The organism is Actibacterium sp. D185-2, from assembly GCF_054954595.1.
This window is the reverse complement of record NZ_JBPWNX010000003.1, coordinates 377019-393613: the sequence shown is the minus strand read 5'-3', so window position 1 is coordinate 393613 and position 16595 is coordinate 377019. Positions and strand designations below refer to the sequence as shown.

General features: G+C 62.1%; 20 protein-coding genes and 1 tRNA gene. 7 read left to right on the top strand and 14 right to left on the bottom strand.

Annotated elements, in window-relative coordinates; translation table 11 throughout:
• Positions 1-97 precede the first annotated feature (97 nt).
• From ACSR1C_RS08600 to ACSR1C_RS08545, 12 genes are all read right to left on the bottom strand, one after another.
• Entirely contained in the window at positions 98-925 is an 828-nt protein-coding gene (locus ACSR1C_RS08600; RefSeq protein ID WP_460258586.1) for a hypothetical protein, read from the bottom strand.
• 462 nt (positions 926-1387) lie between these two features.
• Positions 1388-1690: a hypothetical protein gene (locus ACSR1C_RS08595; RefSeq protein ID WP_460258587.1), complete on the bottom strand. Its 303-nt coding sequence runs from the start codon at positions 1688-1690 to the stop codon at positions 1388-1390.
• Positions 1690-2106, bottom strand: coding sequence for a hypothetical protein (locus ACSR1C_RS08590; RefSeq protein WP_460258588.1), 417 nt, complete (start codon positions 2104-2106; stop codon positions 1690-1692). Before ACSR1C_RS08590 ends, ACSR1C_RS08595 begins: the two co-directional genes overlap by 1 nt.
• A 122-nt stretch (positions 2107-2228) precedes the next feature.
• Entirely contained in the window at positions 2229-2450 is a 222-nt protein-coding gene (locus ACSR1C_RS08585) for a hypothetical protein (protein ID WP_460258589.1), read from the bottom strand.
• Positions 2437-2730, bottom strand: a complete 294-nt coding sequence (locus ACSR1C_RS08580; RefSeq protein WP_460258590.1) for a hypothetical protein — start codon at positions 2728-2730, stop codon at positions 2437-2439. Before ACSR1C_RS08580 ends, ACSR1C_RS08585 begins: the two co-directional genes overlap by 14 nt.
• Positions 2727-3212, bottom strand: coding sequence for a hypothetical protein (locus ACSR1C_RS08575; protein WP_460258591.1), 486 nt, complete (start codon positions 3210-3212; stop codon positions 2727-2729). The genes ACSR1C_RS08580 and ACSR1C_RS08575 overlap by 4 nt, the downstream gene beginning before the upstream one ends.
• A complete protein-coding gene (locus tag ACSR1C_RS08570; protein WP_462596919.1) occupies positions 3199-3381 on the bottom strand; it encodes a hypothetical protein in 183 nt (60 codons plus the stop codon). The genes ACSR1C_RS08575 and ACSR1C_RS08570 overlap by 14 nt, the downstream gene beginning before the upstream one ends.
• Positions 3381-3638: a hypothetical protein gene (locus ACSR1C_RS08565; protein ID WP_460258592.1), complete on the bottom strand. Its 258-nt coding sequence runs from the start codon at positions 3636-3638 to the stop codon at positions 3381-3383. Before ACSR1C_RS08565 ends, ACSR1C_RS08570 begins: the two co-directional genes overlap by 1 nt.
• A complete protein-coding gene (locus ACSR1C_RS08560) occupies positions 3635-4150 on the bottom strand; it encodes a hypothetical protein (RefSeq protein ID WP_460258593.1) in 516 nt (171 codons plus the stop codon). The genes ACSR1C_RS08565 and ACSR1C_RS08560 overlap by 4 nt, the downstream gene beginning before the upstream one ends.
• Positions 4151-4257: 107 nt before the next feature.
• Positions 4258-5931 (bottom strand): DUF6538 domain-containing protein, encoded by a 1674-nt coding sequence (locus ACSR1C_RS08555; protein ID WP_460258594.1) that lies wholly within the window; start codon positions 5929-5931, stop codon positions 4258-4260.
• Positions 5932-6057: 126 nt separating this feature from the next.
• Positions 6058-6143: transfer RNA gene (locus ACSR1C_RS08550), tRNA-Leu, on the bottom strand.
• A gap of 123 nt (positions 6144-6266) precedes the next feature.
• Positions 6267-7637 (bottom strand): peptidoglycan-binding domain-containing protein, encoded by a 1371-nt coding sequence (locus ACSR1C_RS08545; RefSeq protein WP_460258595.1) that lies wholly within the window; start codon positions 7635-7637, stop codon positions 6267-6269.
• 129 nt (positions 7638-7766) lie between these two features.
• Here ACSR1C_RS08545 and lipB point away from each other — a divergent pair, with 129 nt between their 5' ends.
• The 3 genes from lipB to ACSR1C_RS08530 all read left to right on the top strand — a co-directional run bounded on the left by lipB (position 7767) and on the right by ACSR1C_RS08530 (position 10877).
• Positions 7767-8420, top strand: coding sequence for a lipoyl(octanoyl) transferase LipB (gene lipB, locus ACSR1C_RS08540; protein ID WP_460258596.1), 654 nt, complete (start codon positions 7767-7769; stop codon positions 8418-8420).
• A gap of 243 nt (positions 8421-8663) precedes the next feature.
• Positions 8664-10337 carry a cytochrome c oxidase subunit I gene (gene ctaD, locus ACSR1C_RS08535; protein WP_460258597.1) on the top strand — a complete coding sequence of 558 codons (1674 nt, stop codon included), beginning with the start codon at positions 8664-8666 and terminating at the stop codon, positions 10335-10337.
• Positions 10338-10877, top strand: coding sequence for a DUF2244 domain-containing protein (locus ACSR1C_RS08530; RefSeq protein WP_460258598.1), 540 nt, complete (start codon positions 10338-10340; stop codon positions 10875-10877).
• A gap of 123 nt (positions 10878-11000) precedes the next feature.
• Here the strand turns inward: ACSR1C_RS08530 and ACSR1C_RS08525 are convergent, their stop codons facing one another.
• Complete coding sequence (locus ACSR1C_RS08525) at positions 11001-11459, bottom strand: GatB/YqeY domain-containing protein (protein ID WP_460258599.1); 459 nt, start codon at positions 11457-11459, stop codon at positions 11001-11003.
• Between the two features lie 179 nt (positions 11460-11638).
• Here ACSR1C_RS08525 and carA point away from each other — a divergent pair, with 179 nt between their 5' ends.
• Entirely contained in the window at positions 11639-12796 is a 1158-nt protein-coding gene (gene carA, locus ACSR1C_RS08520) for a glutamine-hydrolyzing carbamoyl-phosphate synthase small subunit (RefSeq protein ID WP_460258600.1), read from the top strand.
• 101 nt (positions 12797-12897) lie between these two features.
• Positions 12898-14808 carry a glycosyltransferase family 2 protein gene (locus ACSR1C_RS08515; RefSeq protein ID WP_460258601.1) on the top strand — a complete coding sequence of 637 codons (1911 nt, stop codon included), beginning with the start codon at positions 12898-12900 and terminating at the stop codon, positions 14806-14808.
• Here the strand turns inward: ACSR1C_RS08515 and ACSR1C_RS08510 are convergent.
• On the bottom strand, positions 14805-15458 hold the full coding sequence (locus ACSR1C_RS08510; protein ID WP_460258602.1) for a GntR family transcriptional regulator: 654 nt from the start codon (positions 15456-15458) through the stop codon (positions 14805-14807). The genes ACSR1C_RS08515 and ACSR1C_RS08510 overlap by 4 nt on opposite strands.
• 100 nt (positions 15459-15558) lie before the next feature.
• On the opposite strand from ACSR1C_RS08510, the gene ACSR1C_RS08505 reads away from it, so the two are divergent.
• Positions 15559-16206: a pyrimidine 5'-nucleotidase gene (locus ACSR1C_RS08505; RefSeq protein ID WP_460258603.1), complete on the top strand. Its 648-nt coding sequence runs from the start codon at positions 15559-15561 to the stop codon at positions 16204-16206.
• Between the two features lie 130 nt (positions 16207-16336).
• The gene (locus ACSR1C_RS08500; protein ID WP_460258604.1) at positions 16337-16552 is read left to right on the top strand and encodes a hypothetical protein; all 216 of its coding nucleotides are present in this window, start codon (positions 16337-16339) and stop codon (positions 16550-16552) included.
• Positions 16553-16595: the final 43 nt, after the last annotated feature.

Sequence of the window (16595 nt, the reverse complement as noted above, 5' to 3'; positions counted from 1 at the left end):
CCTCAGGCCGCTCGCAGCCCTTCAGAAGTTCGTCCAGCAGTTCTTTGGAAATCGTCATCGTCCTTGCTCCTCTCAGGAAGCATGGACCAAACCGAAGTTACACAGAAGATCGGACACTCTCGATACCAAGAAGGTTTACGGCAACGCCGGTCACGGCGTCCGCCCAGACGTCCTTCCATTGGTTGACGGTTGCGCCCAGATTGGACAGCTCGACCGGCTCCCACAGCGGCAGGATTACCCGGAACTTGTCCAAAGGTGCCGTTTTCAACACCACCCGCAGACCGTCCTTTGTTTGCTTGCGGGGTTCGACCATTTCAATGGTTGCGATAAAGGACTCATCATACTGGTCTTTGTGATGGTTCCGCAGGTATTCCTGAACCTGTTCCAGCGTCGGGGACTCGTCCAAACTCAGCTTGCGCATGATATCGTCATGCTTAAGCACCAACTGCGTTTTGCCGTTGTTGAAGCTGGTATACACCAACGCGAAGAGGCCAAGGTCTTCCAGCTTATCCAAAACATCATCCAGCGATGCACCGGAGTCGATATCCAGCCCAACGGCGTACATGGTCTTGATTGCAGAATCCGTCCGCGCGCCGTCGATTGCATCCGCCAGAACGATAGATGAACCTTCTTTACGCCGGGCAACCGGATGACGGGTCAATCCCCATGTTTCGGTGACAAGTTTTCCGTTCAGTTCAGAACCCTTTTCGGCACCGATCAACCACGCGAGCAAAGGCATTTCAACCCGTGTCCACTTGCCGTCTTGCGTGTTACGGTTGTCGCGCTGGCCCCAGAGTTGCCCCTGCATGAAGACGAACGGCTTCTGCAACAGCGCCTGCATTTCGGGGTGATCTTCGCCATGCAGGTGGGCGTTGTTCATGGTGGCCTGTTTGGGGCCGGATTGTTCTTTGGCAGGTTGTGCCATTCGCAGTATCTCCTATGCAGCCGCCAGACATAGCTCCGCCATCAGAGCCAAATGGCCCTGCAAAAGGTGCTTACTGTCTTGGCTGCGTGATTGGGTTAGATCGGACACGCCATTGGCGTGTTTTACGCAGTGCAGGAACGAAGCCGATTAGACCTCAGTTGCCCCCAACTTACACTCGGCAAGGGAGTGAGTCGAATCATTTCCGCACTTTGGTTTAAGAAAAATTCCTCAAGTCAAGCAAAAAGTATAGCAAGGCGGGAAAATACCAAAAACTGCAGGGCAAGCCACTGGCAATGCTAGAAACTTTTTTCGACCATATGTGCTGTATTCCTTGAATTTCCCAGTAGGGATGTGTATTCTGACTGTGCATTGTGGTTAGATGTACGCAGACAGACATTCGTCCGTCAGGATGATTGCTTAGAGAGGCGGTAGGGTTCGCAGTTCCCTGCCGCCTTTTCTTTTTCAGAACACCAGCCAACCGTCATCCACGCCCGTATGCTGCCCGCCGCCTTTGATCATTTGCGGGTTGATTGCGTCAACTTCGGTTTCCATGGCCCATTGGATGATTGGTTCAGGATCAAAGATGCCAACGGCGTGACAGTGCAGGCGCACCGCCTTTTCAACGTCGCTCTGCGTCTTGCAGACAAAGTTGCCAGCATCGGTGTAGATCATACAAGGCAGACGGCAATAATCGGCCTCACCGCCTGACGTGCGAAAGACGCCAAGGCGGTCAAGACGGTAGTTTGCGTGTTTGGGTTTTGCCATCAATCGGCGTTCCAGTCTTCCAGAAGGGTTGCGGGCAGCGTGACCGGCATTGTCGGTTCGCGGTCTGGCGCATCGGTCCAACGGACTTGGCGTCCATGCGCGCTACGCGCGCGAATACCACAAAGGCGCAATGCCAGATTGACGGTTTCCACATCCAACGCAGCCCGCAAATCGCTGGCATCAACGGTCACGTATTGGACGTCCGCGCGATACAGTTCCTTTGCGGTGAAAGCATCCACGGCGCGTGCCAGTTCGAAAACTTCACCGGGGTATTCGGCGTAAGCTACGGTTTCCGCAAAGGCGTGGCTGGTGTCATCATCCGGCATCCCTCCTGTCGGACGAATGTCTGGCAGCAAGCTTTCAAGCATGGCCAAGTGGATACGTGCTTTTGTCTCGCGGTTAAATTCGAATTGCATTTATCAGGTCCAGTTCATTGTGGTGCCTCCGGTCGGGTCTTGGCGTTAAAGTTGGTCGGGTGGGTGCGCGTCCCAGCCCTGACAAGGATGGACCGGGACGCTAAGGCGGTTTCGGGTTCCGCCTATTCGGTTTGTTCTTTCGCGCGCCGTGCCAACCGGCGTTTTTCGGCGGCGCATTTACAGGCTGTGCAGTAGCGGTCTTTTACCCGGCGAGGTGCGGTGTGACCGTTGCGGCATGGCAGGCCTGTGAAATACCGGTTCAGGCCACGGGCAATCGCTTCCTCTGGCGTGGCGGGCAAACTGTCGTTCACCAGAACGGTTGCTGGAAGATCACTGTAGATCATTGATTGACCCAAGCCGCTGTGCTGCGCGCAGAAGCAACCCACCATCGTCAACGGGCTTTACGGGGCCTTTCTGTGCGGCGCTGGGATCACCCGGCGGCAGGTCATCAAGCCACTTTGAAAGCTTGTCCAGCCCGCCGCTGAGCGTCGTCGCGGTACTTTCAAGCGCCCTCAACCGTGCGTCAATCGTACGGCTGTCCGCGTCTTCCAAGGCAGCCACACCAGCCTTCAGTTCCTCCAATGAGGTTACACAGACATAAGTCAAAGCTTCGATTTGGCTCATGGCTCAATCTCCAAGACGCGGCGGGCCAGCCGTTCCACGTCGCCTTCATCGGCAGCCCGCACCGCGCCCGGATTTTCGACCCGCTGCGATACCCGCGAATGCCGCCCAACGTGCCGAGTCAAGGATTGCCGCAGGGTATTCGCCAGCCGATCAGCGCCATGCGCCTTCGCCACCTTGGACGCTTGAAGCAACGCGGCGGATACTTGGTCCATCAACAGTAGAATGGATTGCGGGTCGGTCGAAACTTCGACGGGCGCGGTAGCAGCGGCCTTTTGCTTCGCCAAGAAGGCCCGGCGTGCCTCAGTACGCTTCGCCATGCGTGAAGCCTGAACGCGCGCCGAGTCTGAACGCTCAGGGCGAGGGCCGGGGCGGCTTTCAATAAAGGCGTCTTGGAAAGTCATCGACTCGAAGACAACAAAGCGGCTGAACGCCTCTTCGTCTTCCCGCGTCATTGGGATTGATCCGTCTTCAAGTACGTTCATTTTCGATCACCCGAATAATGTGCTGGCGCTCTTCCGATGTGACAAAACTGTAATCGCCACCCGGCCCGGTCCAGAGCCAACCGCCGGTTGGGCAGGGTTCGAACATCGAACGCGGGTCCGCGCCGTACCGGCGCAACGTCGTCAAGATGCGTTCAGCTACACCGGTCATCACACTGCCTCGCGAACCGCTGGACGTGCCAGTTCCCGCAAGCGGGCCTCAGCCTGTGCGCCAAAGTGGCGAGAGTGCCGATAGAGGAAGGCAACGGCGGCATCGACCGGATACCCCTTTTCCATCCAGTTGGAACGCCGGGAGCGGATGGATTCAGTCGGGGCCACGGGACGCCCCGCGACCATCAGGAACTTCTGGAATACGTCCAGCGAGTGGTTCACAGATTCCGCCATGTCCGAATTGCTGACGTATTTCATCCGAACGTCTCGCGATACCGCGCCATTTTCATACTGGCAGGCAAGCGTTCCATTTCTGCCAGCGCGCGGGCCTTTTCGTCGGGTGTCATAGGTGCCTTCTGTTCGCCAGTCTTCGGGCCGGGAAGGCGCTGACCAAGCTGGCGGGCGCGTGCCATGCGCTCACCGGGCGAGAGTTTGGACAGTTCGTCTTCCAAAGCCTTGCGGGCCTCTTCGTGGCGGTCGTTCTTGGCGTCGTTTACCGCTTCCATGATTGCCTTTTCTTCTGCGGCCTTCTGGAAGGACTCCAGCGTTCCTTCGGCTTCGTCCATCCAGTTGTCATTGATGCGCTCGCCGGTGAGCACATGCAGCCGTACAGCGCTCAAGGCGTAGCAGTCGTCCAGCGTCATGTTGATACCGCGCTGCGCTGCTTCGGCGATGTAACTGGCCGCGATTTCCTGCGCCTTGAATTTCAGTTCGGTGTTGTTTTCGTCGCTCAGCATTTTCTTGAACGACGACAGGTTGTCGATTGCCATTTTCGTGTTTCCGATGTGTGGGAAAATTTTTCTCTTGACACATCATATACCACAAAAACGAATCACTGACAAATGTGGACGGTCGAAACGGGTCATCGCCGAATAGATCAATCCAGCGGCTTCAATTTGTTCAAGCTGTCCGCCAAAATCTTGATGCTGAAACCATGTCCATACCTGTCTTCTGTCAGGTCAGTTCTTGGAGCATCCTTGTCCTTGTCCGCGTCGCTGTCGCGCCCGGCAAGCGCGCGGCGATGCTCAGGATTGATATCCGCATTTCGGGCCAAGTCGGTCCAAGCGTGCCGGAAACTGTGATACCCGACCTTGTACCCTTCGATACCCAGCGCTTTCACATCGCGGCGGAAGCGGGAACCATACATCGTTCCGAAACGCCCCTGCCCATCATGGGCAATCTCATGAAGCTTTCCGCCCCATCGCTCAGCTTCCATGAACAGCATGGCGCCACCCGCCTGACGGCGGCGCGTAACAAAGCCTTCAAAGCCAAGTTCGACAAGCCCGCTGTGCACCGGGATTGTCCTGAACGTATTCTCGTTCTTGACCTTCTGTAGCTCCGCCTCATCCGTCACAGAGACGCACAGGAAACCCTCTTCCGTAGTCAAGTCGCTAACACCTATCTGCGATACCTCTTCGATACGCAGTCCATGAAACGCGCCAAACAACGGCCCCCAATAATCCACGGTGTTGGGGTCACGTGTCTTCTTGGCCTGCGCCACGATACGCTTCACTTCATCCCGGTTGAAAACGTGCTTTTTCTTGGCGCGGGACGCGCTAACCTTCTGTTTGGCAACAGTCGGGTTGTACCTACTCCAAGGGTCCGGTGCTTCGCGGTCCCCTTCATCTACCGCAAAAGTCATTAGGGACTTGAGAAGGGTCAAGTTCTGGTCCCGCGTCCTGACAGAGGCGCGCGGTAGGCCTTCGGCATCTGCGATCTTCACCGCATCCCAAAACGCCAGCGGGCGAACGTCCTTCCGCGACGATACCGGCAACTTGAGGAAGTCCGCCGCAAAGTCGGAAAGGTGCTTTCGGGTAAGATCGGCAACAGCCAAATCGCCATGGTACTCAACAAACCGGCGAACCGCGTATTCGTATTGGCCGCGTGTCTTGTTCTTAATGGTCGCAGTGTGAAGGTAGCCCTTGGCCTCGCAAAACTTGTCCAGAAGGCCGCGCAACCCCGAGACTGCATCCGTCGCAGGTTCGATGACCTCAGCAGCGCTCAGCGCGTCCCGTAAAGCCTTACCCTTCTTTTCCTGCAACGCCAGAAACGACGCGTCCGCCGCCTCTTCAATCTCACGTTCGTCAGAGTCATATGGCTCGCCAACGTCATCTTTCACGCGATAGTCAGCGCCCAGCCCAACGGACATGAACGCGGCAGAAGCTTCATGGTCATCCATAGCGTCCATAGCCATGCTAACGCCGCCGGTCTTCTGAATTAGCTGGCGTTGGTCCGGAGGCAGAGCCGAAACGTTCTTGGCAATGTCGGCTCTCAATCGTTCTTGTTCTGAGGGCGTCAGCCCCCAGTAACCTTCCACACGCCCTGCCACGGAATCCAGCTTGGCCTCCAATTTGTCGAGGCGATTGAGCATGTCACGGGACCGTCGCTTCGCCTCATAGGGGTCCTGAGTCTTCATCGACCCGCGTATGAACCCGTTCTTGTAGTGCTGGAACATAGACGCCAGATCGAAGGATTCGACGAGTCTCTTGGGCACCCGTTTGTAGTAGTGCCAAGTGCTTCCAATGAGCTTCGCGCCTTCAATCTTCTCCACTGGTCAAACCCCTTTTGTGCAAACTTTGTGCAAAGTCTGTGCAAAAACCTTCGATCCCCAGACCTTCGAAAAGGCCTGATTTTCAGGGTTTTCTTGTAATTCAAGGGGATGCCAAAGGCAAGTATTTGGTGCGGTCGAGAAGACTCGAACTTCCACGGGTGTTACCCCACAGCGACCTCAACGCTGCGCGTCTACCATTCCGCCACGACCGCACGTGATCAGGTAGTGCGCGGTTACATAGCGATTTGCCCCCGCGATGTGAAGTGCATTTTTGTGCCTTCCGAAATGCACGCGCGGGGGCCGACCGGTCGGCCCCCGCCGCAATGCCGCACGGCTTAGTTTTCGACCTGGAATGTCGGCAGCGCCGCCGGCTGAACCGTGGGCAGTGCCGGGGATGCCGCCGCATCAGCGGCCCCGCCGACCTGATAGGCCGCCTTGCGGATCAGCCCCGCGCGCTCGGGCTGGCCCGGGGCAAAAACCGGCTGCGCGCCCTTGGTGATCGCGTCCAGCCCGGTCTGATACCAGGCCAGCGACAGATCGGGCCGTCTGGACGCGCCGAAGCCCTGGCTCAGGTGATGGCCCAGCAGTTCGGCATAGACCGGCTCGCCCAGCACCGACAGCAGCAGTGCCGAGGCCAGCGCCACATCCATGTCATCGGTGCGGTAGCCCACCGACAGACAGACCTTGGCGGTCCCCGACAGCTCGGCCGGGGCCATGCCCGATTGCAGCACGAAGCTGCCCACATCGCGCATCACCTCGGCCTGAGGCTTCAGCGACAGCGCAGCCACCTGCTCTTTCAGCGCCGGACCGAAGGCCGCACACTGCTGGGCGATCTGATCGGGGGTGAAGCCCGGAATCCGCGCGGCCATCTCCTCGCCCTGCGAAATCGCATAGGTCCGGGCTAGGCAGAACTGTTCGTTCAGCGCGAAATTGGCGTCTGTCATCGCCGCTTCGGTGACGAAACCGCCATTGGTATTGGTCAGCAGGCTGACCTTGTTGCAATGCGACGCCAGCGAGACCGCCTTCGATCCGCCCATGAAATTCGGCAGCGACGACGACGCGGCGAAGCTGGGCAGCGCTGCGGCCTCTACAGGGGCCTCTGCCACGGGTGCGGCGGGGGCTGCGGCCACGGTGGCAGCGGGGGCCGCGGCCTGGGGGGCCACGACGATCATCGTGCCCGGCGCGGCGGCCATGGTGCCGGTGGCGGCCATGGTCGCGGCGGGGGCCGCCATTTCCTGCTGATAACTTTTCAACACCCCTTTCAGCCCCATCGGGTTGGTCGAGGCCAGTTGCAGCGTCGCCTGACCGCCGGCGATCGCGCGGTGATAAGAACTGGTCAGGAACTGACTTTCATATGCCGTCAACTGCCCGGTCGGCGGATAGCCCATGAACGCCTGATACTGCGAGACTGCCGCGCGGGAATTGCGGCCCATCACCCCGTCCGGGGTCCCCGCCGGGAAGCCGAAATAGTTCAGCGAGGTCTGCACCTCTCGGTTTTCCGCCCGCTGCGCCGACGACACCGACGGCGCCACATAGACCTTTTTGGTGGTGGTCTTCTTCTTGTTGGCGGAATTCACCGCAGCCGATCCGATCACCCCCAACAGAACGCCCGCAGCGACATCGCCGGCATCGGCGGCGGCACGGGTCACCGGGGTCACGGCCAGAGAGGCGGCCAGTACGGCCATTGAAATTTGCTGCTTGAGCATGGCTTCCCTTCCTGAAATTGTGCAGCCGGCAAAACGCCGCCGCATGTGAATGCGCGTAAGAATGGCAAGAGTGTCAGGGCGATTCCCGATTCCTGTCAAGGTTTGAGGCTGCAAGGGGGGACGCCAACCATGGTGGACTGGCTGACATCACAGGGATTGACCCCCTATGAAATCGCCGTGACCGAAATGGAGGCACGCGCCGCCGCCATCGCCGCGGGCGACGCGAATGAGGCGATCTGGCTGGTCGAACATCCGCCGCTTTACACCGCCGGCACCTCGGCCCGCTCCGAGGATCTGACCGATCCGGGCCGGTTCCCGGTCCATGACACCCGGCGCGGCGGGCAATACACCTATCACGGTCCGGGCCAGCGCGTGGCCTATGTGATGCTGAACGTGGGCGCACGCGGCCGCGATGTGCGCCAGTTCGTGCAGCGGATGGAGGACTGGGTGATCGCCACCCTGGCCGAATTCAACGTCAAGGGCGAGCGCCGCGAGGGCCGGGTCGGCGTCTGGGTGGTGCGCGACGACAAGCCGCTGAACCCGGACGGCACCCCGCGCGAAGACAAGATCGCCGCGATCGGGGTGCGGCTGCGCAAATGGGTCAGCTTTCACGGGCTGTCGATCAATGTCGAACCTGATCTGAACCATTTCGACGGCATCGTGCCCTGCGGCATCCGCGAGCACGGGGTGACAAGCCTGGTCGATCTGGGCCTGCCGGTCACGATGGGCGACGTGGATGTGGCGCTGAAAAAGACCTTCGCGCAGGTGTTCGAAACGGGGTAAAGCCCCGTCCTTAAAATCCGGATTTCAAATGCACATTCAGATATATGTTGCCTTTCGCCAAGGCGGGCGTAATTTGCCTGCCAATCCCCGTGCACAATGCCTGCGGCGGCCCTGCGGGAAATCCGCTGCTGCGACGTATCGGAGCATTGCCCCCCTTGGCTGCGCGCATTAAACACGGGATCAGGGAAACGTGCGGCAGGATTGGGATCCTTCCGCTTCAACAGCAGGAACGGGAGGCATCGCATGGCGGACGCAGCCATTCACAGCCACGACGGACACGATTCGCGGGGATTCTTCACGCGCTGGTTCATGTCCACGAATCACAAAGACATCGGGATCCTCTATCTTTTCACCGCGGGCGCCGTCGGCTTCGTGTCGGTGCTTTTCACCGTCTACATGCGGATGGAACTGATGGACCCCGGCGTTCAGTACATGTGCCAGGAAGGCGCGCGCCTGACTGCCGCCGCCGCGGGTGAATGCACCCCGAACGGGCACCTGTGGAACGTTCTGATCACCGGCCACGGCATCCTGATGATGTTCTTCGTCGTGATCCCCGCCCTGTTCGGCGGCTTCGGCAACTTCTTCATGCCGCTGCAGATCGGCGCGCCGGACATGGCGTTTCCGCGTCTCAACAACCTCAGCTACTGGCTGTATGTCAGCGGCACCACCCTGGCGGTCCTGTCGGTGTTCAGCCCCGGCGGCAATGGCCAGATGGGGTCGGGCGTGGGCTGGGTTCTGTACCCGCCGCTGTCGACCAACGAGGGCGGCTATTCGATGGATCTGGCGATTTTCGCGGTCCACGTCTCGGGCGCATCGTCGATCCTGGGCGCGATCAACATGATCACCACCTTCCTGAACATGCGCGCACCGGGCATGACACTGCACAAGGTGCCGCTGTTTTCGTGGTCGATCTTCGTCACCGCATGGCTGATCCTGCTGTCGCTGCCGGTTCTGGCCGGCGCCATCACCATGCTGCTGACCGACCGCAACTTCGGCACCACCTTCTTCCAGCCGGAAGGCGGCGGTGACCCGATCCTGTATCAGCACATCCTGTGGTTCTTCGGCCACCCCGAGGTGTATATCATCATCCTGCCGGGCTTCGGCATCATCAGCCACGTCATCGCCACCTTCTCGCGCAAGCCGGTCTTCGGCTACCTGCCGATGGTCTATGCGATGGTCGCGATCGGCGTGCTGGGCTTCGTCGTCTGGGCGCACCACATGTATACCGTGGGCCTGAGCCTGTCGCAGCAGTCCTACTTCATGATGGCCACCATGGTCATCGCGGTCCCCACCGGCGTGAAGGTGTTCAGCTGGATCGCCACGATGTGGGGCGGCTCGATCGAGTTCAAGACGCCGATGCTCTGGGCCTTCGGCTTTCTGTTCCTGTTCACCGTGGGCGGCGTGACCGGCATCGTTCTCAGCCAGGCCGGCGTCGACCGCGCCTATCACGACACCTATTACGTGGTGGCGCACTTCCACTATGTGATGAGCCTTGGCGCCGTCTTCGCCATCTTCGCCGGTATCTACTACTACTTCGCCAAGATGTCGGGGCGCCAGTATCCCGAATGGGCCGGCAAGCTGCACTTCTGGATGATGTTCATCGGCGCCAACCTGACCTTCTTCCCCCAGCACTTCCTGGGCCGTCAGGGCATGCCGCGTCGCTATATCGACTATCCTGAGCAGTTCGCCTACTGGAACGAAGTCTCCAGCTGGGGCGCCTTCCTTTCCTTCGCGTCCTTCGTGTTCTTCATCGGCATCGTGTTTTACACCCTGTTCGCAGGCAAGCGCGTGACCGAAAACAACTACTGGAACGAATGGGCAGACACGCTGGAATGGACCGTCTCGTCGCCGCCGCCGGAGCATACGTTCGAAACGCTCCCCAAGCAGGAAGACTGGGACAAGGGCCACGCCCACTGAATGCCCTACGAATGGGACAAGAAATTGCAGGGGGCCCCGGATCATTCCGGGGCCTCTTTGCATGCGGCGGGGGCCCCGCCCCGGGCGGTGCTGCATCTGTGGCCCTACCGCTCGCTGCCGCGCCGTGGCTTCGTCTTCTTCATCGCCGTCACCTTCGCCCTGATCCTGCTGCCGCTGGTCGCGGTGCTGGGCACGCCGATCCTGTGGGGGCTGTTGCCCTTCATGCTGGGCGCGCTGGCATTGCTGTGGCTGCTGCTGGAACGGTCCTACAAGGACGGCTCGGTGCTGGAGGAACTGCGCCTGTGGCCCGACCGGGTGGAACTCACCCGGCATGAGCCCCGCGGCCCCGACCGGCACTGGTACGCCAACCCCTATTGGGTCAGCGTGCGGATCCACCCCAAGGGCGGCCCGGTGGAAAACTACCTGACCCTCAAGGGCGGTGAACGCGAGGTCGAGATCGGCGCCTTCCTGACGCCTGAGGAACGGCTGGCCCTGCACGACGCGCTGCAACAGGCCCTGGCGGACGCAGCGCGCCCATAAGGGTTTTCAGCCGGGGTGACAGCCAAATCCCTTTCAACTTCACCTTGGCGCAAATACTCCCGCCGCCACCTGCGGCGCAGACAAAAGACTTGCGCCGCAGGTGCGCGACCGGATCAGACCGGATCAGCCCAGCCGGTCCTTCACCATCGGGCCGACCGCGCCGAAATCCATCTGCCCGGTATATTTCGCCTTCAGCGCGCCCATGACCTTGCCCATGTCGCGGATCGACTCGGCCCCGGTTTCGGCAATCGCCGCACCGATCGCCGCGTCCACCTCGCCACCCGAAAGCTGCTTGGGCAGATACCCCTCGATCACCACGATCTCGGCGCGTTCGCGTTCGGCCAGATCCAGCCGCCCGCCTTCCTCATAGGCGCGCGCACTTTCCTTGCGCTGCTTGACCATCCGGCCCAAAATCTGCAGCACGTCCTCGTCCGACACGCCCTGATCGCCCTCCTCACCGCGGCGGGCGATGTCCATGTCCTTGATCGCAGCATTGATCAGCCGAAGCGTTGACAGCCGCTCGGCCTCCTTGTTTTTCATCGCATCCTTCATGCCGGCGGCGATGCGCGTTCTCATATCCATGTCGGTTTTGTATCCCCGTGAGTCCGAGCCTTGGAAAATACCCGCTCCCGCCCCGAGGCGCAACCGCGGGGCTGAAAACTCAAGACCTTGATTTTCAAAGAAAAGGCATTTTGCCTACCCCCTTGACCCTTCCGGTGCCGACGCCTAGGTTCCGCGCAATTTGAGCCTTGGAGCACGCCATGCCCGCCGCCAGCCCGCAAAATCGCCCCACCGCCTGCCTGACGCTTGCCAACGGGACCGTGTTCTACGGACACGGCTTCGGCGCCACCGGCGAAACCGTGGCCGAGCTGTGCTTCAACACGGCGATGACCGGCTATCAGGAAATCATGACCGATCCGTCCTATGCGGGCCAGGTCGTGACCTTCACGTTCCCGCATGTGGGCAATGTCGGTGTGAACCCCGAAGATGACGAAACCGCCGATCCCGTCGCCGCCGGCATGGTGGTGAAATGGGATCCAACCGAGCCCAGTAACTGGCGCGCGGCCGAACCATTGCAGGGCTGGCTGGCCCGGCGCGGCCGGATCGGCATCGGCGGCATCGACACCCGCCGCCTGACCCGCGCCATCCGTCAGCAGGGCGCGCCGCATGTGGCGCTGGCCCATGATCCCGAAGGCCGGTTCGACATCGAAGCGCTGGTCGCCAAGGCGCGCGCCTTTTCCGGGCTCGAAGGGCTGGATCTGGCCAAGGACGTGACCTGCGCCCAGTCTTATCGCTGGGACGAAAAGCGCTGGTCCTGGCCCGAAGGCTATACCAAACGCGACACGCCCGGCCGCCGGGTCGTGGCAATCGACTATGGCGCCAAGCGCAACATCCTGCGCTGCCTGGCCTCGGCCGGTTGCGACGTCACCGTGCTGCCCGCCACCGCAAGCGCCCAGGATGTGCTGGCACTGAACCCCGAAGGCGTGTTCCTGTCGAACGGCCCCGGCGATCCGGCCGCGACCGGCGCCTATGCGGTGCCGATGATCCGCAAGGTGCTGGACGCCGACCTGCCGGTTTTCGGCATCTGCCTGGGCCACCAGATGCTGGCACTGGCGCTGGGCGCCAAGACGATCAAGATGAATCACGGCCATCACGGCGCGAACCATCCGGTCAAGGATCTGGAAACCGGCAAGGTCGAGATCACAAGCATGAACCACGGCTTCACCGTGGACAGCCAGACCCTGCCGCGCGACGTCAAGGAAACCCATGTGTCGCTGTTCGACGGCTCGAACTGCGGCATCCGCATGGCCGATCGCCCGGTCTTTTCGGTGCAATACCACCCCGAGGCCAGCCCCGGCCCGCAGGACAGCTATTACCTGTTCGAGCGGTTCGTGGCGGCGATGGGCGCCCGCGGCTAAGCCAGACGGCGCCTTCGGGCGCCGCTTTTTTGCACACGTTAACCGTGCGTTAACCAATCCCTACGCACCTTTGGGTCGACCACTTCCGACCCGGGTGCACAATGACCTCTGCCGCCACGCTTCGCCTTGTCGAAACGCCCCTGACTGCGCCCTTGCCGGCACGCAGGCGCGCCACCCGCCGACCGCTGGGCGATTTCCTTCTGGAAAGCGGCGCGCTGTCGCCTGCGGATCTGACCCGCGCACTGGCCCTGCAATCGCGCGAGGATTTGCGCCTGGGCGATATCCTTCTGGCCCACGGCATGGTCACCGAACCGCAGCTGACCGCCGCGCTGGCCCGGCAATACAGCGCCCTGCCCGTCGATCTGGACGCGCTGCCGCCCGACCCGCGCCTGATCGACGAGATCGGCATAAATACCTGTCTGGACCAAGGCGTGCTGCCGGTGCGGCGGCTGGGCGGCGCCACCATCGTGGCCACCTGCCGCCCCGACCAGTTCGCCACCCTGCGCCGCCGCCTGCCCGACAGTTTCGGCGACCCGGTTATGGCGCTCAGCAGCGAGCGCAACCTGCACCGCGCCATCCTGGCCACCCGCAACCGCCGCCTGACACAAAAGGCCGAAACCCGCGTGGCCGAGGCCGAAAGCTGCCGCTACTGGTACGCCGCCGGGCCACGCACGACGCTGGCCACCGGGCTGATCGTGCTGGCGCTGCTGGCAGTTCTGGCCCCGGTCGCGACGCTGAGCCTGCTGACCGGCTGGGCGTTCGTGACCCTGGCGGCGACCACCGCGCTGAAGGCCGCCGCCGCCGTGACCACCCTGCGCGCCCGCAACCAGGCACAGGCCGCCACCGCCCCGCCCGAACGCCCGGCCATCGCCCGCCTGCCGGTGGTGTCGGTCATGGTGCCGCTGTTTCGCGAACAGGATATCGTGCCGCGGCTGGTGGCCCGGCTGGGCCGGCTGACATATCCCAAGGAGCTGCTCGATATCTGTCTGGTCACCGAAGAGGATGACGACACCACGCGCGAGATGCTGGCGCGCGCCAGCCTGCCCTATTGGATGCGGGTGATCACCGTGCCCACCGGCAGCCTGAAGACCAAGCCGCGCGCGCTGAACTTCGCGCTGGATTTCTGCCGCGGCTCGATCATCGGGGTCTATGATGCCGAAGACGCGCCCGCCCCCGATCAGATCCACCGCATCGTGCGATTGTTCCACGAACGCGGCCCCGAGGTTGCCTGCCTGCAAGGCGTGCTGGATTTCTATAACAGCCGCAAGAACTGGTTCTCGCGCTGTTTCACCGTCGAATATGCCGGCTGGTTCCGGATCATCCTGCCCGGCATCGCGCGGATGGGGTTGGTCGTGCCGCTGGGCGGCACCACGCTGTTCTTTCGCCGTCAGGTGCTGGAGGAACTGGGCGGCTGGGACGCCCATAACGTGACCGAGGACGCAGATCTGGGCATCCGGCTGGCCCGACACGGCTATCGCACCGAACTGGTCGCGACCGTGACCGAGGAGGAGGCCAACTGCGCGCTATGGCCCTGGATCAAGCAGCGGTCGCGCTGGCTAAAGGGCTATGCCATGACCTGGGCCGTGCATATGCGCGATCCGGTCCTGCTGTGGCGTCAGTTGGGGCCGTGGAAATTCGCGGGTTTTCAGGTGCTGTTTCTGGGCACGCTGACCCAGTTCCTGCTGGTGCCGCTGATGTGGTCGTTCTGGCTGTTGGTGCTGGGCCTGCCGCACCCGCTGAGCCAGGTCATGTCGCCGCCGGTCCTGTCTGCAATGGTGTCGCTGTTTCTGTGCAGCGAGGTGGTGAATATCGCGATCGGCATCGCGGGGGCGACCCTGGCGCGCAAACGCTGGCTGTGGGTCTGGGTGCCCAGCCTGCATCTGTATTACCCGCTGGCCGCGATCGCCAATTACAAGGCCCTGCTGGAAATGGTCATCAAGCCGTTCTATTGGGACAAGACCCAGCACGGGGTCGCCGATGACGAAGACGCCGCGCTGACGGCCCCGGCCTAGATTTCGGTCCCGTAACCGGCCGCGTCCAGCCGCAGCCGGGCCTCGAACGCGGTCGAGATATGCGATTTCAGCGCCTTGTAGGCCGCGTCGCCGTCGCGCGCCGCGATCGCATCGACGATCGCGTGATGCTCGGCCAGGGCGCGCTCGCCCCGCCCCTCGGCCGCCAGCGAGGTGGTCGCCATCAGCGCCATGGAGCGGTGCACAAGGTCAAGCTGCTGCACCAGATAGCGGTTATGCGAGGCCAGATGTACCTGCTTGTGGAACCGCCGGTTGGCGCGCGACATCGCGTTGGGATCGCCCAGCAGCGCCTTGTCCTCCTCGACCATGGCGCGCAGCACGTTGATTTCCTCGTCGGTGGCGTGGCGGGCGGCCAGCCGCGCGGCCAGCCCCTCCAACTCGCCGCGCACCACGTAAAGCTCGGCCAGTTGGTTGTGGTTCAGCGACGCCACGATCAGGCTGCGCCCGTCGCGCGCCAGCAACGACTGCGTCTCCAGCCGCTGCAATGCCTCGCGAACGGGGGTGCGCGATACGCCGAACCGCTCGGCCAACTCGCTTTCCACCAGCCGGTCGCCAGGCTTGTAGATACCCACGTCGATCGCATCGAGGATCAGCGCATAGGCATCCTTGTGGGCGGCTTTGAGGTCTTTCATCGGGTTCTCCGGCTGACAATATGCCACGCTACTCCCCGATTGGCCCACGGATCAAGCCCGGCCCATTGAACAGACTGACGCAGGGCGCTAGGTGGAGCGCATGGTCAAACGGCATTTTTCCCATCTGCGCGGCTGGGTCTTCGATCTGGACAACACGCTTTACCCGCCCGCGGCGCGGCTGTTCGACCAGATTGAAATCCGCATGACCGCCTATGTGATGGACGCGCTGAACGTGGACCAGCCCGAGGCGAACCGCCTGCGCAAACTTTACTGGGCCGAATACGGCACCACGCTGGCCGGGCTGATGGCGCTGCACGGCGTCGATCCCGCGCCCTATCTGACCCATGTGCATGAAATCGACCTTGGCCATCTGCACCCCGACCCCACGCTGCGGGCCGGGATCGCGGCGCTGCCGGGGCGGCGCATCGTCTATACCAACGGCTCGGCCCCTTACGCCGAGCGGGTGCTGGCGGCGCGGGGGCTGTCGGGGGTGTTCGACGCGGTATACGGCGTGGAACATGCCGGTTTTCGCCCCAAGCCCGAGCGCGCGGCGTTCGAGGCGGTGTTCGCCGCCGACGGGATCGACCCCGCCACTGCCGCGATGTTCGAGGATGACCCGCGCAACCTGGCCGCGCCCCACGCGATGGGAATGCGCACCGTGCATGTGGCGCCCGAGCCGCAGCCGGCCGACCACATTCATCACCACACTGACGATCTGAGCGGCTTTCTGACCGGCCTGACCGGATAATTCTGCCGCACCGGCGCTGAAACCGGCGCGCGTGACGGCATTATGTCGCAGTGCGGCAAGATGGGCCATTCCCCCCCGGCGCGGTGGCGGCGATAGGGATCGTTCACGCCGAAACAGGAGACCCGAATTCATGCATAACGATACCCAGGCCGGGGCCGTCCCGGCCGCGTTCAGCTTGCGCGCTTTTCTTAGCAGCGGCCTTGCCTTCACCTATTTCCTTGTGGCCGCGGCCGTCGCCCTGTGGGGGCTTGCCATCGCCACCTGGGGCGTGCCGGGGCTGTATGCCCCAGCCGTGGCCGCCGTGCCGGTGATGATGCTGATCCTGCTGTGGATCACGCGCGGATAATAACATGCCCTCTGGATCGGGACGGGTTTTGCGCCTATCCCTG